This window comes from Kribbella sp. NBC_00709, from assembly GCF_036226565.1.
Lineage (GTDB): Bacteria > Actinomycetota > Actinomycetes > Propionibacteriales > Kribbellaceae > Kribbella.
In genome coordinates, this window is record NZ_CP108996.1 from 1,737,934 (window position 1) to 1,758,179 (window position 20,246).

At 69.2% G+C, this 20,246-nt stretch carries 21 protein-coding genes; 6 read left to right on the forward strand and 15 right to left on the reverse strand.

The window, feature by feature from the left end; translation table 11 throughout:
* Positions 1-5: 5 nt before the first annotated feature.
* Positions 6-839 (reverse strand): PASTA domain-containing protein, encoded by an 834-nt coding sequence (locus OHA18_RS08470; protein ID WP_329003293.1) that lies wholly within the window; start codon positions 837-839, stop codon positions 6-8.
* Entirely contained in the window at positions 836-1,327 is a 492-nt protein-coding gene (locus OHA18_RS08475; protein ID WP_329003294.1) for a SigE family RNA polymerase sigma factor, read from the reverse strand. Before OHA18_RS08475 ends, OHA18_RS08470 begins: the two co-directional genes overlap by 4 nt.
* Positions 1,328-1,457: 130 nt before the next feature.
* Here OHA18_RS08475 and OHA18_RS08480 point away from each other — a divergent pair, with 130 nt between their 5' ends.
* The gene (locus OHA18_RS08480; RefSeq protein WP_329003295.1) at positions 1,458-1,802 is read left to right on the forward strand and encodes a PspC domain-containing protein; all 345 of its coding nucleotides are present in this window, start codon (positions 1,458-1,460) and stop codon (positions 1,800-1,802) included.
* A 40-nt stretch (positions 1,803-1,842) separates the two neighbouring features.
* Here OHA18_RS08480 and OHA18_RS08485 read toward each other — a convergent pair whose 3' ends face one another.
* Positions 1,843-2,808 carry a glycerophosphodiester phosphodiesterase gene (locus OHA18_RS08485; RefSeq protein WP_329003296.1) on the reverse strand — a complete coding sequence of 322 codons (966 nt, stop codon included), beginning with the start codon at positions 2,806-2,808 and terminating at the stop codon, positions 1,843-1,845.
* A 194-nt stretch (positions 2,809-3,002) separates the two neighbouring features.
* Between OHA18_RS08485 and OHA18_RS08490 the strand changes: the two genes are divergently transcribed.
* On the forward strand, positions 3,003-4,724 hold the full coding sequence (locus OHA18_RS08490) for an ABC transporter ATP-binding protein (protein ID WP_329003297.1): 1,722 nt from the start codon (positions 3,003-3,005) through the stop codon (positions 4,722-4,724).
* Complete coding sequence (locus OHA18_RS08495; RefSeq protein ID WP_329003298.1) at positions 4,721-6,457, forward strand: ABC transporter ATP-binding protein; 1,737 nt, start codon at positions 4,721-4,723, stop codon at positions 6,455-6,457. Before OHA18_RS08490 ends, OHA18_RS08495 begins: the two co-directional genes overlap by 4 nt.
* A 141-nt stretch (positions 6,458-6,598) precedes the next feature.
* Here the strand turns inward: OHA18_RS08495 and OHA18_RS08500 are convergent, their stop codons facing one another.
* The 3 genes from OHA18_RS08500 to OHA18_RS08510 all read right to left on the reverse strand — a co-directional run bounded on the left by OHA18_RS08500 (position 6,599) and on the right by OHA18_RS08510 (position 8,712).
* Complete coding sequence (locus tag OHA18_RS08500; RefSeq protein ID WP_329003301.1) at positions 6,599-7,141, reverse strand: rRNA adenine N-6-methyltransferase family protein; 543 nt, start codon at positions 7,139-7,141, stop codon at positions 6,599-6,601.
* Positions 7,142-7,202: 61 nt separating this feature from the next.
* On the reverse strand, positions 7,203-8,354 hold the full coding sequence (locus tag OHA18_RS08505) for a CapA family protein (RefSeq protein WP_329003302.1): 1,152 nt from the start codon (positions 8,352-8,354) through the stop codon (positions 7,203-7,205).
* A gap of 70 nt (positions 8,355-8,424) precedes the next feature.
* Entirely contained in the window at positions 8,425-8,712 is a 288-nt protein-coding gene (locus tag OHA18_RS08510) for a helix-turn-helix domain-containing protein (protein ID WP_329003303.1), read from the reverse strand.
* 64 nt (positions 8,713-8,776) lie between these two features.
* Here OHA18_RS08510 and map point away from each other — a divergent pair, with 64 nt between their 5' ends.
* The gene (map, locus tag OHA18_RS08515) at positions 8,777-9,544 is read left to right on the forward strand and encodes a type I methionyl aminopeptidase (RefSeq protein ID WP_329003304.1); all 768 of its coding nucleotides are present in this window, start codon (positions 8,777-8,779) and stop codon (positions 9,542-9,544) included.
* A gap of 270 nt (positions 9,545-9,814) precedes the next feature.
* Here map and OHA18_RS08520 read toward each other — a convergent pair whose 3' ends face one another.
* On the reverse strand, positions 9,815-10,930 hold the full coding sequence (locus OHA18_RS08520) for an Rv2578c family radical SAM protein (protein ID WP_329003305.1): 1,116 nt from the start codon (positions 10,928-10,930) through the stop codon (positions 9,815-9,817).
* Positions 10,931-11,061: 131 nt separating this feature from the next.
* Between OHA18_RS08520 and OHA18_RS08525 the strand changes: the two genes are divergently transcribed.
* Positions 11,062-11,415, forward strand: coding sequence for a YciI family protein (locus OHA18_RS08525; RefSeq protein WP_329003306.1), 354 nt, complete (start codon positions 11,062-11,064; stop codon positions 11,413-11,415).
* A gap of 43 nt (positions 11,416-11,458) precedes the next feature.
* On the opposite strand, the gene OHA18_RS08530 is transcribed toward OHA18_RS08525, so the two are convergent.
* On the reverse strand, positions 11,459-12,292 hold the full coding sequence (locus OHA18_RS08530) for an SDR family oxidoreductase (RefSeq protein WP_329003308.1): 834 nt from the start codon (positions 12,290-12,292) through the stop codon (positions 11,459-11,461).
* A 69-nt stretch (positions 12,293-12,361) separates the two neighbouring features.
* Here OHA18_RS08530 and OHA18_RS08535 point away from each other — a divergent pair, with 69 nt between their 5' ends.
* On the forward strand, positions 12,362-13,153 hold the full coding sequence (locus OHA18_RS08535; RefSeq protein WP_329003309.1) for a TetR/AcrR family transcriptional regulator: 792 nt from the start codon (positions 12,362-12,364) through the stop codon (positions 13,151-13,153).
* Positions 13,154-13,169: 16 nt separating this feature from the next.
* Here OHA18_RS08535 and OHA18_RS08540 read toward each other — a convergent pair whose 3' ends face one another.
* The 7 genes from OHA18_RS08540 to OHA18_RS08570 form a co-directional block, all read right to left on the reverse strand.
* Positions 13,170-14,156, reverse strand: a complete 987-nt coding sequence (locus OHA18_RS08540; protein ID WP_329003310.1) for an ArsR/SmtB family transcription factor — start codon at positions 14,154-14,156, stop codon at positions 13,170-13,172.
* An 87-nt stretch (positions 14,157-14,243) separates the two neighbouring features.
* A complete protein-coding gene (guaA, locus tag OHA18_RS08545; protein WP_442914378.1) occupies positions 14,244-15,806 on the reverse strand; it encodes a glutamine-hydrolyzing GMP synthase in 1,563 nt (520 codons plus the stop codon).
* 9 nt (positions 15,807-15,815) lie between these two features.
* Complete coding sequence (locus OHA18_RS08550) at positions 15,816-16,013, reverse strand: hypothetical protein (protein ID WP_329003311.1); 198 nt, start codon at positions 16,011-16,013, stop codon at positions 15,816-15,818.
* A 19-nt stretch (positions 16,014-16,032) separates the two neighbouring features.
* Positions 16,033-17,103 (reverse strand): hypothetical protein, encoded by a 1,071-nt coding sequence (locus OHA18_RS08555; RefSeq protein ID WP_329003312.1) that lies wholly within the window; start codon positions 17,101-17,103, stop codon positions 16,033-16,035.
* Positions 17,100-17,756, reverse strand: coding sequence for a dethiobiotin synthase (bioD, locus tag OHA18_RS08560; protein WP_329003313.1), 657 nt, complete (start codon positions 17,754-17,756; stop codon positions 17,100-17,102). Before bioD ends, OHA18_RS08555 begins: the two co-directional genes overlap by 4 nt.
* Positions 17,753-18,874 carry an 8-amino-7-oxononanoate synthase gene (locus OHA18_RS08565; protein ID WP_329003314.1) on the reverse strand — a complete coding sequence of 374 codons (1,122 nt, stop codon included), beginning with the start codon at positions 18,872-18,874 and terminating at the stop codon, positions 17,753-17,755. The genes bioD and OHA18_RS08565 overlap by 4 nt, the downstream gene beginning before the upstream one ends.
* The gene (locus OHA18_RS08570) at positions 18,874-20,190 is read right to left on the reverse strand and encodes an adenosylmethionine--8-amino-7-oxononanoate transaminase (protein ID WP_329003316.1); all 1,317 of its coding nucleotides are present in this window, start codon (positions 20,188-20,190) and stop codon (positions 18,874-18,876) included. The genes OHA18_RS08565 and OHA18_RS08570 overlap by 1 nt, the downstream gene beginning before the upstream one ends.
* Positions 20,191-20,246 lie beyond the last annotated feature (56 nt).

Sequence of the window (20,246 nt, forward strand, 5' to 3'; positions counted from 1 at the left end):
CACTTTTACTTGGCCACAGTCACGGTCACCGTCGCTCCAGGCTTCAGCATCGTCCCCGTGGCCGGCGAAACCCCGAGCACCTGCCCAGCCGGGTAGCTCGGTGACCGGACCGGGCGGATCTGAGGCTTAAAGCCGAGCTCCTTGAGTACGTCGGCGTAGGCCGCTCCCCGACTGAGTCGCGGGTCCGCCTGGTAGCTGGGCACGCCGGTCTGGTCAGTGACGATCGCGATCCGGTCGAGAATGCGCCCGACCTCGTCGGCATTGGTCGACGAGTCTGCGCGGAACCAGACCTTCAGTGACGGGATGAACACTGTGCTCACACAGGTCGTCGTGTTGGACCGGAAGTACTTCGACGTCGAGCAGGTCGTCCGCTGCCGCTGAGCCCGCACTCCGTCGATCTCGAACGTCTCGTCGGCGTGAAACTGTGGCGGAGCGATCCCGTAAACCAGCTGCACGCTCTCGACTCCGCTCGCCCGAAACCGCGCACAGTAGGTGTAAGCGCTCGGGTCGTCGATGAGAACCGTGTCCTTCGTCGGCGTACCGCAGCTGGCCTGGTTCGTCGGCCAGTCCGCCGGTACTGCGATCGCCGCGTGGCCGAAGCCGACCAGGCGGGTCGCGATGGGCGCCGGAGTGGGTGAGGTGGTTGGCGGGTGAGAAGGCAGCAGGTTCGTTCCGGCGATCACGGCCGCTACGGCTGCTGCGGCGAGGGCCGACAGTCCCGCAGTACGGCGGTGGCGTCGGCGGGCGGCGCCTGCGCGGAGCGCGTCCAACGGGGGTGGTCCGACCGGTGTTTGGTCGGCGGAGCGTTCCAGGAGGTCGGTCAGCTTGGTTTCGGTCATCGGGGGTCTCGCAGTTCTGCCAGGTGTGGGTCCTGGGACAGGGCCTTGACTGCCCTGGAGAGGCGGCTCTTGACGGTGCCGGCGGCGACGCCCAGGACGGACGCCATCTGCTGTTCGTTCAGGTGCGCGTAGTACCGCAGTACGACGGCTGCGCGCTGGTCGTCCGGCAGTCGGCCGAGCGCTCGCATCACCGCGTCGGAGTCGTCGATGTGAGCGGTCTGGTCGCCACCGCCGGACTCCGGGATGGCGGCCGAGGGCAACTCGCCGTGCCAGCGGCGCCTGCGGGAGGAGCGGAAGCAGTTCACCAGCACCCGGTGCACGTAGGCGTCACGGTCCTCGGCGGCCCGCACTCGGTTCCACTTGACCAGACAACGCTCCAGCGCGGTCTGGACGAGGTCTTCGGCCTCAGGCGGAGTACAGCCGAGCAGCACCGCCGAGCGGACCAGCGTGGGCCAGCGCGCGGTGACGTACTCGGTGAACTCGTCCATTTCCCCTCCTCACCCTTAGGGACAGGCTGGGGGATGCTGTGGGTTCCACGAAAGTCGTCGGGGTCGGGTCAGGGGTCGGTCGGTACCGATCCTGATGTGCCGGAGGGTGCCCGAACGGGAGAGTGGAGCCATGACGAACTCCAACGCACCGTTCCAGAACCTGTCCGGCAAGGTCCTCCGTCGTTCCTCGAACCAGCGGATGCTCTCCGGGGTCTCCGGCGGCATCGCCGAGTACCTGAACGTCGACGTCACCCTGGTCCGCCTGGGCTGGGTCGGCCTCACCCTGATCACCGGCGGCGCCGCGATGATCGGCTACGCGGTCGCGTGGATCGTGATCCCGGAGTCCGACGGCAAGGCCGTGTGGCAGAACGTCCAGCAGTCGGTCAACGACCGCCAGCAGGACACCGCCGAGAACGACATCGCGTCCCGCATCTACGACGACAGCACCACCAACAACAAGCCCCCGGCGGCGTGACCCCGGCAGCGCCGCCCACCGCCACCTGCCTGGCGAGCACCTAGACGTTCAGCGCAGGTTTGCGGAGGGCGGCGACGGCTTGGTCCGGGTGGTCGGCGAAGACGCCCTGCAGGCCCAGGGCGGCGAAGCGGGTCAGTTCGCCGGTGAAGTCGATGCCGGTCGGCAGGAAGCGGCGCTCGGCGCGGAACGTCCAGACCTGGACGGCCAGACCGACGCGGTGGGCCTGCTCGACCAGTCGGGTCGGCTCCCCCAGATAGCCGTCGCCGGTCCGCGGGATCACCAGGTCCTTGTGCGGTGCCAGCACGTGAGCGTACGTCGACACCTCTCGCAGCCCGGCCGGCGCGATCAGATCGGCGTACGTGCGACCGTCACCGGTCCGTAGGAAATCGTTCGGCGCACTCTCCGAGTCGATCAGCTGCACCAGCGGCACCCGTGTCATCACCGAAAGCCGCCGCAGGCTCGTCGGCTCGAACGACTGCACCATCACCTCGTCCTCGCGCAGCCCGAGCGCCAGGATCCGCTCCGCGAGCAGCTCCTCCAGCGGCAGCCCGAGCCGCCGGAAGTATGCCGGGTGCTTGATCTCAGGGATCACCCCGATCGACCGCCCGAGCCGCGCGGACTCCCGCCGCGCCAGCGCGACCACCTCGTCGAAGGTCGGGATCTCCTCCAGCCCGTCGTACGCCGTGTTGCCGGCCCGCAGCGCAGGCATCCGCTCCCGCGCCCGCAGCGTACGCAGCTCGGCGAAGGTGAAGTCCTCCACGAACCAGCCGGTGACCGCGGTCCCGTCGACGATCTTGGTGATCTTCCGGTCCGCGAAGACCGGGTGCTCGGCGACGTCCGTCGTACTGGAGATCTCGTTCTCGTGCCGGCAGACCAGGACCCCGTCGAGGGTCGCCACCAGATCGGGCTCCAGGTAGTCGGCGCCCTGTAGTGCGGCCAGCCGGTAGGCCGCCGGCGTGTGTTCCGGGCGGTAGCCACTCGCTCCCCGATGCGCGATCACCAACATGGATCCAGGACAGGGGCCGGACATTGCCCATCGGGAACCCGTTGCCCAACGCAAGGTGAAGGTCTACCGACCGTCACCACCGGTCAGCCGGCCCGGGCCCCGTTTCCTGCGAACGACGGTGCTGTTCCAGGGATCCACAGACGCGATTAATTCGCATGCAAACTGTCCGAAGCGGGACCTAGCCTGAGGGGGCCATGAGACAACTTCCGCTCGCCGATCCCGGCGTCCCGCAGCACCGCTCGCCGGCCCGCTACCTGTGGTGGGTCGCCGGCGGTCAGGCCAGCACGCTCGCCGGCGGGATGGCCTTCGGCATCTTGTGGATGGGCGCCCAGGCGTTCATCCCGGCGATCCTCGGCCGGGCGATCGACGAGGGCATCGCGGCGCAGGACGGTGAGCGGTTGCTGCAGTGGACCGCGCTGCTGTTCGTGGTCGGTGTGGTGCAGGCGCTGGCCGGCATCATGCGGCACCGGTTCGCGGTGACCAACTGGCTGATGGCGGCGTACCGGACGGTCCAGGTCGTGACGCGGAAGTCGGCCGACCTCGGAGCGACGTTGCCGAAGCACCTCGCGACCGGCGAGGTCGTCAGCGTCGGCGCGGGCGACCTGTCCTACATCGGAAACCTGATGGAGGTCTCGGCCCGGTTCTCCGGCGCGATCGTCGCGTTCGTCGTGGTCGCGGCGATCCTGCTCTCGTCCTCGACCACGCTCGGCCTGGTCGTGCTCATCGGCGTGCCGATCATGCTCTTCAGCCTCGGTCCGATGCTGCGCCCGCTGCACCGGCGGCAGTCCGCGCAGCGTGAGGCGGTCGGCGAGCTGAACTCGTTGGGTTCGGACATCGTGGCCGGGCTGCGCGTGCTGCGCGGCATCGGCGGTGAGGAGTCGTTCTCCCGGCGATACCGCAGCGAGTCGCAGCAGGTGCGGAAGGCCGGCGTGCGGGTGGCTGGGATCCAGTCCGTGCTGGACGCGGCCCAGGTGCTGCTGCCGGGGATCTTCGTCGTGCTGGTGGTCGGCCTGGGTGCGCACTTCGCGCTGCGCGGTGACCTGAGCGCCGGGTCCCTGGTGGCCTTCTACGGGTATGCGACGTTCCTGGTCCTGCCGCTGCGGACGGCGACCGACTTCGCCAACCAGCTGATGCGCGGACTGGTCGCGGCGGGCCGAGTGATCCGGGTGCTGAAGCTGGAGCCGGACATCACCGACCCCGAAACGCCAGTGCGGCTGCCTGACCACGGCGACCTGGTCGATCCCGTCTCAGGCGTGCGCGCACGCGACGGACTGCTCACTGCGGTCGTTTCCGCCGAGCCGGACAGCTACGCCCAGCTCGCAGACCGCCTGGGGCGGTACGACGACACCAGCGAGGTCAGGTACGGCGGCGTGACGCTGGCCAGCGCGACCCGCGCAGATGTCCGGGAGCGGATCCTGGTGAGCGACACCGGCGCCCAGATGTTCACCGGTGTGCTCCGGACCGAGCTCGACCCGGACGGCCGGCGTACCGATGACGAACTGATGGCTGCGCTGCGGACGGCGTCCGCGGAGGACGTGCTGGTCGCGCTGCCGGACGGGCTCGACTCCGAGGTCGAGGAGAAGGGCCGCTCGTTCTCCGGTGGCCAGCGTCAGCGGCTGGTGCTGGGGCGGGCGCTGCTCGCCGACCCGTCCGTGCTGGTTCTGGTCGAGCCGACCTCGGCCGTGGACGCGCACACCGAGGCGCGGATCGCGGACCGCCTGCGCGACCACAGGTCCGGCCGGAGCACCGTCGTACTGACCGCGAGCCCGCTCCTGCTCGACCGCGTCGACGAGGTGATCTTCGTCGCCGCCGGCCGAGTGGTTGCCATCGGCAAGCACCGTGAGCTGCTCGAGACCGAGCCGCAGTACCGCCGGACCGTCACCCGCGAGACCGAAGAAGAGGAGGCCCTCCGATGAGGCAGATCCTGCCCGTGGCCGGGCCGACCGAGATTCGGCAGCATGCCCGCCGGCTGGCCCGGCGACACCCGCGCAATCTGGTGATCGCGCTGGTGCTGCACGCGTTGGCGGCAGTCTCGGGACTGGCGGCGCCGCGGCTGATCGGTGACCTGGTCGAGGACGTGCAAAACGGCACGACCGCCGCCAAGGTCAACGAGGTGATCATCGTGATCGCCGTCTTCATCGTGGCGCAGTCCCTGCTGACCCGCTGGGCGCGGTACCGGTCGTTCGCGCTCGGCGAGCAGGTGCTGGCCGAGCTGCGTGAAGAGTTCGTCGACAACGCGCTCGCGCTCCCGATCGGCACGGTCGAGCGGGCCGGCACCGGCGACCTGCTGTCCCGGACGTCGCGGGACGTCGACACGTTGTCGCGGACGGTTCGCTTCGCCGTGCCCGAGACCATCATCGCGTTCGTGACCGTGATCTTCACCGTCGTCGCGACGGTGCTGGTCGGGGTCTGGGTGCTGGTGCCTCTGGTCGCGATGGTCCCGCTGCTCTTGCTGAGCACGAAGTGGTACCTGGGTCGCGCCAAGGACGGTTACCTCCGCGAGAACGCGGCGTACGCCCAGATGACCAGCTCGCTCGCGGAGACGGTCGAAGGTGCGCGCACGGTCGAGGCTCTGCGCCGGTACGACGCGCGGGTTCGTCAGGGTGACAAGGACATCCGCGGCTCGTACCTCGCCGAGCGGTACACGCTGTATCTGCGGACCATGTACTTCCCGGCTGCCGAGTTCGGCTATCTCGTGCCGGTGGTGGGCACGCTGCTGTTCGGTGGCTGGCTGCACCTCAACGGTCACGTCTCGCTCGGCGCCGTGACAGCCGCCGTGCTGTACGTGAACCAGCTCATCGACCCGGTCGACCGGCTGCTCTCCTGGCTGGACGAGCTCCAGTCGGGCGGCGCCGCGTTCGCCCGCCTGCTCGGCATCAGCGACGTACCGGACGACCGGACGCCGTCAGGGGAGGCGCCGACCAGTGAGTTGGTCGAGGCGCGCGACGTGCGGTTCTCGTACGTCGAGGGCCGCGACGTGCTGCACGGTGTGGATCTGACCATCCAGCCCGGTGAGCGGATCGCGATGGTCGGGCCGTCCGGTGCCGGCAAGTCGACGCTGGGGCGGTTGGTCGCGGGCATTCACCCGCCGCGCACCGGCTCGGTGACAGTCGGCGGTGTCGGGATGACGGAGCTGCCGTTGGACGAGCTGCGCAAGCAGGTCGCGCTGGTCACGCAGGAGCACCACATCTTCGTCGGCACGCTGCGGGACAACCTGTCGATGGCGCGTCCGTCGGCGTCCGACGTTGAGCTGTTGGAGGCGCTCGCGGCAGTCGACGCGCGCGAGTGGGCGCAGGCGTTGCCGGACGGGCTCGACACTCGAGTCGGATCCGGTCAGTTGGCGCTGACGCCGGCGCAGGCGCAGCAGTTGGCGCTGGCTCGACTGGTCTTGGCCGACCCGCACACGCTGGTGCTCGACGAGGCGACGTCGCTGATCGACCCACGCGCTGCGCGCCACATGGAGCGCTCGCTCGCCGCCGTACTGGAAGGCCGCACGGTGATCGCGATCGCCCACCGCCTCTACACCGCCCATGACGCCGACCGCGTCGCAGTAGTAGAAGACGGCCGCATCTCAGAACTAGGCAGCCACGACGACCTGGTATCCCGCCAAGGCTCCTACGCCGCCCTCTGGAACTCCTGGCACGGCTAAACCCCACCAAGCCAAGGCCCGACCGCATCATGAGCTCCGACTCGGCAGCACCGCGCCGGAGCTCGTGCCTGGGCTCCACCATCTCGGCGGTGCCTCGTCCCCTCCCCCGCCCCCGCGCGGAGCGAGGGGGCGGGGGTTCTTCTAGCGTTTGCGTAGTAGGAGTACTGCTGAGTCGACATGGGGTGGTGGGGTGAAAGCCTTGCGGGGAAGGCGGAGCCCGATCGACGGGTCGTAGTACCGGAACCACCGGTTGGCACCAGGCGCCTCACCGCGAACCCACCGATTCGCCACCTGCCGCTGCAGCACCAGATCAGCCGACACCAGGCGCGAACCCGGAGCCAGCAAACGCTTCAGCAACACCGTGGAGACGTTGTACGGCGGACTCGACACCACCCGGAACGGCCGCGACGGCAACCGGAGATCACCGGCATCGGCACGAACCACCGTCACCGGCGCGTCCGCGAACCGCTGCCGCAACCGATCGGCACGACCTGGATGGAGTTCGACGGCGATCACCCGGGCACCGGCCCGGACCAGCGGCGCGGTCAGCGCACCCAGTCCGGCCCCGACGTCGAGGACGAGCTCACCGGGTTTGATCCCGGCCGCGTCCACGACCCGTTGGGCCCAACGACTATCGAGCGGATGCCATCCCCAGGCACCCCTCGCCTGCCCGGAGCCGGGCACGACGGACCATCACGAAGTACGTAATCATGCGACCGACCCTAGACCGCCGAACTGCCATGGCTCAAAGCATTTTCGGCGTCGCACCGAGCGACAGGACCGTATCCGTCGTACGCCGCTGCGCCAGCTCGAGCCGGCTCTTCTTCGCCACCGACGTGCCCTTCGCGAGCTCACGCCGTACGTCGAGAACCCGCACCGGCAGCACGTCCGTCATCAGCAACGGCGCGAACTCGGCCTGCTCGGTCGACCAGCGATCGCCGTCGCGCTTGAACGTGAAGCGCACAAGGAGGCCCTCAGCCTTGGTGGTTTCGGGTTCGCGATGCGCGGCGACCAGATTGCCGAGGCCGTACGCGACCCACTTGCCGTCGATCTGCTCCATCGGCTGCACGACATGCGCATGGTGACCGATCACCAGGTCGATGTTGCTGTCGGCAAGCAGTTGCGGCGCGACCTCGCGTTGCTGCTCGTTCAGCCTGCTCGAGTACTCCGTACCCCAGTGGCAGCTCACCAGCACCAGATCGGCGCCACGGTCCTTCGCCTCCTGCGCCTTGCGTGTAATCGTCTTCGCGTCGATCTTGCCGGCCCGCCAGGTCTGGCCGTTCGGGTACGGCAATCCGTTGAACCCGAAGGTGAAGCTGAGCGAAGCGATCTTCACACCGCCGACATCGATGATCGTCGTTTGTTCGGCCTCCGCCCGCGACCGCGCGGTCCCGGCGTGCTTCAAACCCACCTTCTCCAAGGCGTTCAGGGTTCGGTCGACACCAGCCGCTCCGCCGTCGAAGCTGTGGTTGCTGGCGGTCGTGCAAAGGTCGTACCCGGTCTGCTTGAGCGCGGTCGCGATCTGCGGCGGGCCCTGGAAGAGCGGGTAGCCGTGATACGGACCGCCGAGTGGCGCGAGCGGGGTCTCCAGGTGCGCGATCGCGAGATCCGCCTTCTGTACAAGGGGTTTCACGCTGCTCATCAGCGGCGCGAAGTCCCAGTCGCCATCTTTGCCGTCGCGCTTGGCGGTTGTCCACAGGCGTTCGTGCAGCAGTACGTCGCCGGTCGCGACGACCGTGATCCGATCCGGCTGGTCGCGCCGATTCGGCTCGGCGCTCTTCGTTGCCTGAGCGCCGCTTCCCGTGTCCGCATAGGTGTCCGCGATACATCCGGTCGTCGCCAGCGCCGCGGCTCCGGCCAGCATGCCCCCGAGCACTGCGCGTCGTCGTACTGCCATCCCCACCCCCTTGTTGCCGATGGAGACGCGGCACGGGGGCTCTTGGTTGGGACAGAGATCTGATCGTGTCCTAGGCGATCAGGTTGGAACTGCCTGCTGCACTGCCGTCCGGCCGACTGTCCTGACAGGCGTCGACCAGATCGTCGAGGGAGATCTCGAGGGTGGCGGCGACGGCGGCCACCGTGAACAGCGCCGGCGTCGGGATCCGGCCGGTCTCGATCTTGCGCAGCGTGTCGACCGAGACACCGCATGCCGCAGCCACCTCGACCATGCTGCGCTCGCCGCGCGCCTCACGGAGCAGACGGCCGAGCTGGCGGCCGCGTTCGCGGTCCCAGCTGGACAAGGGTGGTCGGACCATGAGTGTGATAATAGTACCGGTATAGTTATCCGCGAAATCGAGCCGTGAACGAGGAAGCTGAACGATGGTCGAGTTGAAGACGGCGGCAGAGATCGAGCAGATGCGGGCGGCCGGCCGGGTCGTCGGCAATGCGCTGGCCGCGGTGAAGAAAGAGGCCGCTGCCGGGGTCTCTCTGCGCGAGCTCGACGAGGTCGCCCGGGACGTACTGCGTTCCGCCGGGGCGGTGTCGTTGTTCGAGGGATACCAGCCCGGCTTCGCGACGTCGCCGTTCAGCGGGGTGATCTGCACGTCGGTGAACGACGCCGTACTGCACGGGTTGCCGAGCGACCTGCGACTGGAGGACGGCGACCTGCTCAACGTCGACTGCGGCGCATCGGTCGACGGATGGTGCGCCGACGCGGCGACCAGCTTCTGCGTGGGTACGCCGCGGGCCGAGGACCTGGAACTGATCGCGACCACCGAGGAAGCACTCGCCGCGGGCATCGCGGCCGCCGTCGAAGGCAACCGCATCGGCGACATCAGCGCCGCGATCGGCCGGATCGGCAAGCGCGACGGCGTCGGCACCAACCTCGACTTCGGCGGCCACGGCGTCGGTCGCCGGATGCACGAAGATCCGCACATCGCCAACGGCGGCCGCCCCGGCCGAGGCCTCAAACTCCGCGCCGGCCACGTCTTCGCCATCGAGCCCTGGTTCTGGTCCGGCCCCGGCAGCACCTACGTCATCGACGAAGACGGCTGGACCCTCCGCTCCGCCGACCAAACCCGAGGCGCCCACGCCGAACACACCGTCGCCATCACCCCCGAAGGCCCCCAAATCCTCACCCTCCCGTAACAGCCCGAGCCACACCCACACTCCGCCAGCTCAGCCAACCCAGCAGGCGGATCTGGCGCACAAGGTGCCGCGTCGACTGAGGGCGAGAAGGCTGCAGACTCGCTCTTCGTGGAGAGATTTGCTCGTGGAGAGCAGTAAGAACCTCCTAGGAGGGCCCTGTTCCACAGCACGCGACGGCCGCGCGGGTTCTCCGCGTGGAACCGGCGTACCTACAACCATCCAGCCCCGCCTCTCCCTGACAGCGCGTCATGGAAGCTGATAGCGGGCAGGTCAAAAGAGGGGTGGCTGAATAGGGGGCGAAGGCTCAGGTTGAGGGAGCTTGAGGCGTGGTCGGCGGAACAGGGCGGCGGATGGGTCGGGATCACCCCAGCCGGACTCAGCGCCGTCGACAACACCGCGCGGCTGCATGCCGTTGATGGGTTTGGCGCGGTGGGAGGAGCCGCGGCCGAAGCCGTGCTTGTCGAGGAGGGGGCGGGCTTTTTGTTCGAAGGCTTTGCGGTAGCTGGGGCTGGCGTAGGAGCCGTGGGCGTAGAGGGACTCGTAGCGGCTGACGAGGTTGGGGTGGTCGTGGGCCAGCCAGCTCATGAACCAGTCTTTGACGCCGGGGCGTAGGTGGAGGATCAGGGTGGTCACGCCAGTGGCGCCGGCTTCGGCTAGTTGGGCGAAGAGGTGGTCCAGCTGGTCGGCGGAGTCGGTCAGCCAAGGGAGGACGGGCGCGACCATCACGCCGCACGGCAGGCCTGCCTCGCGGATGGCGCGGATGAGGTCCAGTCGGCCGCGGACGGACGGGACGCCGGGCTCCAGGCGCCGGCGGAGCTCCTCGTCGCCCAGAGCAAGTGAGATGCCGATACCGACCCGCACCTCGGCGGCAGCCGCAGACAGTAAGCCCAGATCCCTGCGGAGCAAGGTGCCCTTGGTCAGGACCGACAGAGGTGTGCCGGACGCGGCGAGGGCCTCGATGATGCCGGGCATCAGGCGGTAGCGACCCTCGGCGCGCTGGTAAGGGTCGGTATTGGTGCCTAGAGCAACTTGTTCGTGGCTCCAGGACGGGCGGGCAAGCTCGCGGCGGAGCACGTCGGCGACGTTGGTCTTCACCACGATCTGCCGGTCGAAGTCCTGGCCGGTGTCGAGCTCCAGGTACTTGTGGGTCGGTCGAGCGAAGCAGTACCGGCAGGCGTGGGTGCAGCCGCGGTACGGATTCACCGTCCAGTTGAACGGCAGCGCCGTACCGGGCACTGAGTTCAGCGCTGACCGCGCGAGCACCTCGTGGAACGTGATCCCCTGGAACTCGGGCGTCGTCACCGAGCGGACCAGGCCCGCGATCGACCCGAGCCCCGGCAATGCGCCCGGGGTCTCGACGTCGAGCTGCTGCCCTGCCCATCTCATGCCCAACAGTCGAACACATGTTCCCATGGATGTCCAATACGTTGTCCACAGCCGGTTGTCGGATCCGGCCCGCGGCGTTCGTTGCAGGGGGTGAGAGGGCGGGTGGCCACCCGGACAAGGAGTGCTGAGCTATGAGCCTGTACCTGATCTCGTTCGAGAAGGGTGCGATGGACCACATCCCCGCGGAGGACTTTCCCGAGGTCGGCAAGGCTGCGCACGCGGTGATTCGGGAGGCCAAGGACGCTGGCGCATACGTCTTCGGCGGCGGGCTGAGCTACGAGGACGGCGACGTGGAGTGGGGCGTCGTGGCGACTGACGGCGGCGTCACCGACGGCCCGTCTGCGGAGAGCAAGGAGCTCATCGGCGGCCTCACCATCGTCGACGTACCCACCCGCGATGTCGCCCTGGAGTGGGCCGCGAAGATCGCGGTCGCCTGCCGCTGCGCGCAGGATGTTCGCAAGTTCGGAGACGACCCGGAGCGCTGACCACAGCGATCACCCGGGCCCGGCCAGCCCGGGTGATCGCACGTCAGCGGAACGCGTCCGCGTTGGCCGCTGCCCACTCGCGGTAGGTCACCGCGGGCCGGCCGGTGAGCTCGGGCACCGCCGGCTCCGGCTTCATCGGCCACTCCGCCATCATCCGGAAGCCGTCCAGCAACCACTGCGCCGTCTCCAACCCGATCGCCGGCGCGAGCTCATCGAGGTACTCCTGCGGTGTCTGCTCGACGAACCTGACCTCGCGCCCGATCGCCTCGGCGATCCGCTCGACCTCCTCCGGCGGCGTGAGCGCCTCCGGCCCGCTCATCATGATCTTCTGACCGTTGAAGCGTTCGGACAGCAGCACCACCCGCGCCACCGCGGCGATGTCGCCGAGGTCGATCGGCGTCTGCACGGCCCCGGCGTACGGCGCCCGTACGACGCTCTCGGCCTTGATCGACGGCGCCCAGCCAAGTGTGTTGTTCATGAACTGCCCCGGCCGCAGGAACGTCCAGTCGAAGCCGCCGGCCTCGATCGCCCGCTCGATCCGGTAGTAGTGCCACGCCGCCGGATCCCCCTGCGCCTCGTACTCGGCCGGCTCCCCCGACAGTACGACGACCCGCCGTACGCCGGCCTCCGTCGCGCAGCGGACGAAGTCGTCGACGGACGCCGGAAGCGGCGCCAGGTAGACCGTGTCGATGCCGGCCAACGCAGCCGGCAACGTCGACGGCTTGCCCAGATACCCGCGCGCGACCTCCGCCTCAGATGGCAGCGCGGCGCGGGCCGGATTGGTGGTCAGCGCCCGGACCGCCGCACCCGCCGACACCAACTCGTCCACCAGCAGCCGCCCCACACTGCCGGTCGCCCCGGTCACCAGGATCGTCATGCCTCTCCCCTCTCGTCGACAATTCTCGTAGGGTATACGAGAATTCAAATCACCACCTATCGTTGGGTCGTGAGCGAGCGGCGAAGCGGTGCGGGGCAGCCAGACAAGACGCTGGCGTTGCTGTGGCGCAACCACCGACGCCCCGAATCAGAGCCGGCAGCAAACGAGCCGGCCAGGAATCGCGGCGCAGGCCGCCGACCGTCGCTCAACGTCGACGATGTCGTGCAGGCCGGCATCCGGCTCGCGGACGAGCAAGGACTCGCGGCCGCGTCGATGGGTGGACTCGCGAAGGAGTTGGGCGTCGGCACGATGACGCTCTACACCTACGTGCCGTCGAAGGACGAGTTGCTCGACCTGATGGTCGACCAGGTGCTCGTCGAGCGTGAGCTCCCCGGCTCAGCTGCGCCACGCCCCGAGGACTGGCGCGAGCAGGTGGAGATCTACTCGCAGCAGACCCGCGCGATGTTCCAGCAACACCTGTGGCTGTCGCAGGTCTCGACGATCCGCCCACCGGTCGGGCCCGGCATGCTGGCCGGCCGGGAGTACCTGCTCTCCGCAGTCCTCTGTCTCGGCCTCAGCCCGACCGAGACCAACACGGCAGCGCTCGCCATCACGACGTACGTCGACTCAGCCGCCCAGCTCGAAGCGGAGAGCCGCCTGGTCGAGCGCACCACGGGTCAGACCAACGACGCCTGGTGGTACGAGCGGAACGACCTGTGGGAGACGTACTTCGACGTCGACAGACACCCCGCGATGACCACGATCTGGCATGCGAAGGGCTACGAGTCCAGTGCAGCCGACTCGTACCGCTACGGTCTCGACCGCCTGCTCGACGGAATCCAGGCGATGAAACCCCTGTAGATCAAGGGATTCCAGGTCAGGTCCGGCTGCCCGACAAGACGTCCGCGCCGACCGGATTGAGGGTATGGCGGACCGAGCTTCCGATGCGGTGGGTGGTGACGAGACCGGTGTCGTGGAGAACCCTGGCGTGTTCGCTGGCCGACGCCGGCGAGATGCCGACGCGGGCCGCCAACTCACTGGTCGAGCAGGCGCCGACCGAGATGCCCTTCAGGACCAGCGCCCTGGTCTTCCCGAGCAGGTCGGCGACCGCGCGGTCACGGTCCGGGCGGCGTACGACGACCGCGGGCTGCCCGGGGTCGTGCCGCACCGGGTACACCAGCACCGGTGGCAGCGACGGATCGAGCAGCATCATCGGGTACTTCCAGCAGAAGAACGACGGCACCAGCCGAAGGCCCCGGCCATTCAGGTACAGGTCGCGGTCGATGTGCGGCGTGTCCACCGAGAGCACCGGCGCCGCCCAGCGCAGCGACTGATGCAGCTCCGGGATCAGCGACTCGAAGCCGTTGCTGGCCACGGTGTCGTTGTGCCGCGCGACGGCCGGCTCGATCGTGGTCGCGATCATCGGCATCTGCGGCGCGATCTTGGTCCGGTGGAACGAACGCAGCCCGTGGACGAGCCGCGTCATCACCTTCGTGTCGCCGGTCGCCAGCCGCCGGGTCCAGGCCGGCAGCCGGACACTGTCCGACAGTCGCCGCAGCTCCGACATCAACTGACCTGACGGCGTCGCCCCGACAGCGGTCAACCCCGCCTCGAGTCCCATCCTGGCCGCGCGCGGCGTGAGGAAATCCGGCGAGTACCCCACCGGCGGCGTCAACGCGAGCAGTTCCTGCTCGAGGGCACTCAAGCGAGACCGAGCCCGCTCCCGCCAGGGCCCGTAGACCTCCGGCTCCTCGTCCCCCTGCAGAACATGAAGGCCCAGCAGGACCTCCCACAACGGATCCGGACTTTGCGCGATCGTCGTTCTGGCCAGATCCGTACATTCGAAGTGAATGCGGAACACCACGAACCCCTCCCCCGAGGAAGTCACCCATCGTGGTCAACAAGCGACCCTCCGACGGTAACAGCCGGCGGGTTCACCCCCAGTGACGAACTACTCCCACTCGATGGTGCCCGGCGGCTTGCTGGTGACGTCGAGGGTCACCCGGTTGATCTCGTCGACCTCGTTGGTGATGCGCGTCGAGATGCGCTCGATCACGTCGTACGGGAGGCGGGCCCAGTCCGCGGTCATCGCGTCCTCGCTGGTGACGGGACGCAGTACGACGGGATGCCCGTACGTCCGTCCGTCGCCCTGGACGCCGACCGACCGGACGTCGGCCAGCAGCACGACCGGGAACTGCCAGATGTCGCGGTCGAGACCGGCCGCGGTCAGCTCGGTGCGGGCGATCAGGTCGGCGGCGCGGAGGATGTCCAGCCGCTCGCGGGTGACCTCGCCGATGATCCGGATGCTCAGGCCGGGGCCCGGGAACGGGTGCCGGTAGACCATCGTCTCCGGCAGGCCGAGCGCCAGGCCGAGCTCGCGGACCTCGTCCTTGAACAGCGTCCGCAGCGGCTCGATCAGGCTGAACTGCAGGTCGTCGGGCAGGCCGCCGACGTTGTGGTGCGACTTGATGTTCGCCGCGCCGGTGCCGCCGCCGGACTCGACGACGTCCGGGTACAGCGTGCCCTGGACCAGGAACTCGATGTGCCGCTCGGCGTCCACCTTGCGCGCGGTCGCCTCGAAGGTCCGGATGAACTCCCGGCCGACGATCTTCCGCTTCTGCTCCGGGTCGGTCACCCCGGCCAGCGCGGACAGGAACTGCTCCTCGGCGTCGATCGCCTCGAGCCGGATCCCGATCGCGGCGACGAAGTCCTTCTCGATCTGCTCCGACTCACCGGCCCGCTGCAGACCGTGGTCGACGTACACACAGGTCAGTTGGTCACCAATTGCCTTGTGGACAAGGGCCGCCGCGACCGCGGAGTCGACGCCGCCCGACAACGCGCACAGCACCTGCTTGTCGCCGACCTGCTGCCGGATCAGCTCGACCTGCTCGTCGACTACGTTGGTGGTCGTCCAGTCGCCCTTGCAGCCGGCGATCTGGTAGAGGAAGTGCTCCAGCACAGCCTGTCCGGCCTGCGAGTGCAGGACCTCCGGATGCCACTGCACACCGGCCAGCCGCCGGTCCAGGTCCTCGAACGCCGCCACCGGCGCACCCTCGGACGCGGCCAGCACGGCGAAACCCGCCGGCGGTGCGTGCACTGCGTCGCCGTGCGACATCCACACGTTCAGCTCTTCGGGGATGTCGGCGAGCAGGGTCCCCGGCTCGCTGACGGTGACCGGCGTCCGGCCGAACTCGCGCAGCCCGGTCCGCCGGACGTCGCCGCCGAGCGTCTGCGCCATCGCCTGGAAGCCGTAGCAGATCCCGAACGCCGGTACGCCGGCCTCGAACAGCCCGGTCTCGACCCGCGGCGCGCCCTCGGCGTACACCGACTGGGGGCCGCCGGACAGGATGATCGCCTTCGGCTGCCGCGCCAGCATCTCCTCGACCGGCATCGAGTGCGGCACGATCTCGGAGTACACCTTCGCCTCGCGCACGCGGCGCGCGATCAACTGCGCGTACTGCGCCCCGAAGTCGACGACCAGAACCAACTCATGCTGCGGGATTTCTTGGGCCACGCGCAAAGCCTATCGGTGCAGGTCAGCAGGGCTGTAATCCGCGGGCCGGGCGGTCACCGGCAACGGGTCGCTGGTGATCTCCAGCCCCGGGAACCGGCGGCGCATCGCGGCCTCGTAGCGCGCCGCGCCGGCCTGCTCGCCGATGTAGTCGGAGATCTGGTGCGGACCGAACCACAGGCGCACTCGGCACCGGGAGGTTGAACTCACGAGCGCGACGCTAGCGGCGTCAGTTGTCCCTGGTGTTACCGTCCGTTACAACCAGGAGACGCTTCGGGGCGCGGAACGAGAGCAAGTCGATCATCGGCGGCGTCTCGACCAGCCGGACAGCGGCCAGCAACTCGCGAGCACAGTCCAGCGCCACGCGGGCCTCCAGGCGGGCCAGGCCGGCGCCGAGGCAGCGGTGGATGCCGATCCCGAACGCGAGGTCGGCCGGGCCGCCGTGACCGCTCAACCCGAGCAGCACCGGTGCCCGCGCGGGCACGTCCACATCACCGATGGTCGTCGGGCGAGCGGTAACCCGCCGCCAGGTCGGCACGGAAGAAGCCTCCCGCAGCACGTCCTCGACAACCCGCGCCGGGCCGACCATCTGCCCGAGCGACCGATGGAAGGCGGTGGAGATCAGCTGGGTGGTGGTCTCTTGGCCGGCGATCAGTAAGAAGTAGCCGACAGCGCAGATCTCCTCGTCGGTCAGCCCGAGGCCGACCAGCACGCCGAACAGGTCGTCGGTGGGCGTCTCCCGGGCAGCTGTCGTCCGCGCGCGCAGCCACGCATAGAACTCGGCCGCGCTGTGCGCCAGCTCCAACTGCCGATCCTCGTCCGGCCGGCCCCAGAACAGCTCGAGCGAGTCGAGGCTCCAGGCCTTCAACGCAGGTACGTCGACCTCGCGCAGACCGAGGAGATGCAGTACGACGAGCGCCGGCGGCTCCGCGGCGATCGCCTGAACCAGATCCACCTGCTCGCCGACCGCGAGCCGCGCCGAGGCAGCAGCAACTCGAAGCGAGGTCAACTCACGCGCGAGCGGCTCGACCGCGGCGACCCGGGCCGGGCTGAAGAACCGCGCAACAGCGGCCCGGATCGGCCGATGGGACTCACCGGCGTTGTTGGCCAGCGTCGGCGGCAGCGCGAACCCGACCCCTGACAGCACCCGCAACGCCTTCACCGACAACGGCGTATGCGCCAGTACTGCGTTGTCCGGCCGGAACGTCTCCGGATCCAGCAAGACCTCCCGAGCCAGCGCCGGATCGTCGACGACCCAGTACCCGAGCTCGTCGTCGTACCGGGCCGGACAACCGGTCACTCGAACCAGCTCGGGGCCGCGGCCTTGAAAGCTTCCTGGTCGAGGGACCCCGCACCGGCCGGAATCCGGCCGATCACCGGCACCCCGGTCACCGCCGGCAGATCCTCCAGGTTGCACTCCTCGGCGAGATCCGGCTGCGCCGGCGAGGAGCCGATCACCAGTCCCTCGATCGGCAGTCCCCGCGACCGCAACGCCTCGACGGTCAGTCCGGCGTGGTTCAGCGTGCCCAGACCGGCCCGCGCCACGACCACGAAACCGAACGGTGTCGTCAGGTGCCCGGCGAGGTCCGCAAGGTTGTTGCCCTCAGCATCCAGTCCGACCAGGATCCCGCCCGCGCCCTCCACCAGCACGGTGTCGTTCGTGCGGGCGAGCTCGTCGATCGCCTTGGCGTGCGCGGCCACCGGGGGCAACGTCACGCCCTCCCGCCGCGCGGCCGTGGTCGGCGCCAACGGATCGCGCAGGCGGACGCCCTCGTGCAGTTTGGTCAGCCCACTCAGCCGGTGCACGTCGTCGAGATCCCCCGGCTCGTCCGGACCGACCCCGGTCTGCGCCGGCTTGACGACGGCGACCGAACCGGTCGCACGGACCGCCAGGGCCGCCGTGGTGATGGTCTTGCCGACTTCGGTGTCGGTGCCGGTGATGAGAAGGATCATGAGACCTGACCGATCGCGTCGACGATCACCGCACACGCGCGATCGAGATCCATGGTCGACAACCCGGCGTTCGCGGTGAGCCGCAACCGCGAGATGCCGTCCGGCACGGACGGCGGCCGGAAGCTCCCGACCCGTACGCCGTTCTCCAGGCACAGCTCGGCCGCCCGGACGGTCTCGCGCGGACCGGGCATCGGCACCGAGACCACGGCACCTGACGACAGCGGTACGTCGCACGCCGCCGCTAGCCGGGCCGCCGCCGCGTGGACGGCGGCGGGGCGATCCGGTTCAGCCTGGAGTACGCCGAGGGCGGCCAAGGCGGCTGCGCACGCGGCCGGATTGAGGCCGGTGTCGTAGATGAAGGGCCGTGCGCGGTTGACGAGGTGCTCACGCAACAACCTCGGCCCGAGGACGACACCACCCTGCGAAGCCATCGACTTGGACAGCGTCATCGTGACCACGACATGGTCGAGACCGGCGAGCCCGGCGGCGTGGACCGAGCCCCGGCCGCCGCCGGTCACACCGAGGCCGTGCGCCTCGTCGACCAGCAGCACAGCCTGATGGGCCGCGGCCATGGCGGCCAGCTCGGTCAGCGGCGCTTCGTCGCTCAGCACGCTGAACACGGACTCGGTCATCACCACCGCGTGCCGTTCGTTGCGCTCGGCAAGCACTTTCTCGACCGCTTCCAGGTCATTGTGCGGGACGACCTCGACGCGGGACCGGGACAGCCGGCAGGCGTCCACCAGCGAGGCATGGATGTGCTCGTCGGACACGAGCAGGGTCCCGGGGCCGCCCAGCGCGGTGACCACCCCGAGGTTGGCGAGGTAGCCGGACGAGAACACGAGCGCGGACTCCTGCCCCACATAGGCAGCCAGAGTGGATTCGAGCTCCTCGTGCAACGCCGTCGTACCGGTCACCAGACGAGAGGCGGTTGCGCCTGTGCCCCACGTGTGGAGAGCGTCCGCGGCGGCAGCGATGATCCGGGAATCGTTGGACAGACCAAGGTAGTCGTTGCCCGCGAGGTCGATCAGGTCGTCGTCCGCGGCCCGCGCGCGCAGCCGCCGGGTGAGACCCCGTGCTTCCAGCGCGGCCGCTTTCGGAGCCAGCCAGTCCTCGAGCATCAGCCGGCCTCCTCGACCGCACCCGTGATCGCCGCCGCGATGGTGGCGATCTCCTCGTCGGTGCACACGTACGGCGGCATCGTGTAGACGAGGTCGCGGAACGGACGCACCCACACCCCACGCCGCAGCGCCGCCTCGGTCATCCGCGGCAGATCCACCGGCCCACCGAGCTGTACGACGCCGACCGCGCCGAGGACCCGCACGTCCTTGACCGCGGGCAACTCAGCCGCAGCAGCCAAGCCCGACGAGAGTCCCGCCGAGATCGCAGCCACTCGACCAGCCCAGTCCTGGGACAACAACAGGTCGATCGACGCAAGCGCGACCGAGCAGGCGAGGGGGTTCGCCATGAAGGTGGGGCCGTGCATGAGAGCACCACCCGGTCCGGCGGAGACGGTCCGCGCGACCTCCGTCGTACACAGCATCGCGGCCAGCGTCAGGTAGCCGCCGGTCAAAGCCTTGCCGACGCACAGGATGTCGGGCTCGACGCCGGCGTGTTCGGAGGCGAAGAGCGTGCCGGTGCGGCCGAAGCCGGTGGCGATCTCGTCGAGGATCAGGAGGAAACCGTGGCGGTCCGCGAGCTCTCGCAGTACCCGCAGGCAGGTGGGACTGTACGGATACATGCCACCGGCGCCTTGCAGGACCGGCTCGACGATGATGCCCGCAATCTCGCCCGCATGCCGTTCGGCGAGGTCCGCGACCGCGGTGGCCCAGGCCTGCAACTCGGGGTCGTCGGCGGGGCGGTCGAAGCCGGCCGGCGGCTGCGGGCCGAAGACCTGCTCCTTGAGCGCGCCGGTGAACAGCGAGTGCATCCCGTTGACGGGGTCGCACACGCTCATCGGCGCGAAGGTGTCGCCGTGGTACCCGCCCCGCACGGTCAGCATCCGCGTCCGGCCGTTGTTGCCGCGCGCAACCTGGTACTGCAGCGCGAGCTTGATCGCGACCTCGACCGAGACCGATCCCGAGTCACAGAAGAACACGTGCCGCAACGGATCCGGCGTGATCTCGACCAGCCGCTCCGCCAGCCGGATCGCCGGCTCGTGCGTCAGCCCGCCGAACATCACGTGGCTGAAGTCGTCGGCCTGACTCTTCAGCGCCGCGTCCAGCACCGGGTTCCGGTAGCCGTGGATCATGCACCACCAGGACGACATCGCGTCGATCGCCTCGACGGTCCCGCCGGCGCCGTCGTCGAGCCGCAGCCGTACGCCGGACGCGCCCCGGACCAGCCGCACCGGCGACGGTTCGGTCAGCGAGGAGTACGGGTGCCAAAGCAGCTCCGCGTCCCGCTGTCGCCACGCATTGACCGACTGTGACACCATCCACCTCCGTCCTGAGGATTCACCACGGTAATCGCTCCGTACGCCGACGCACGTAG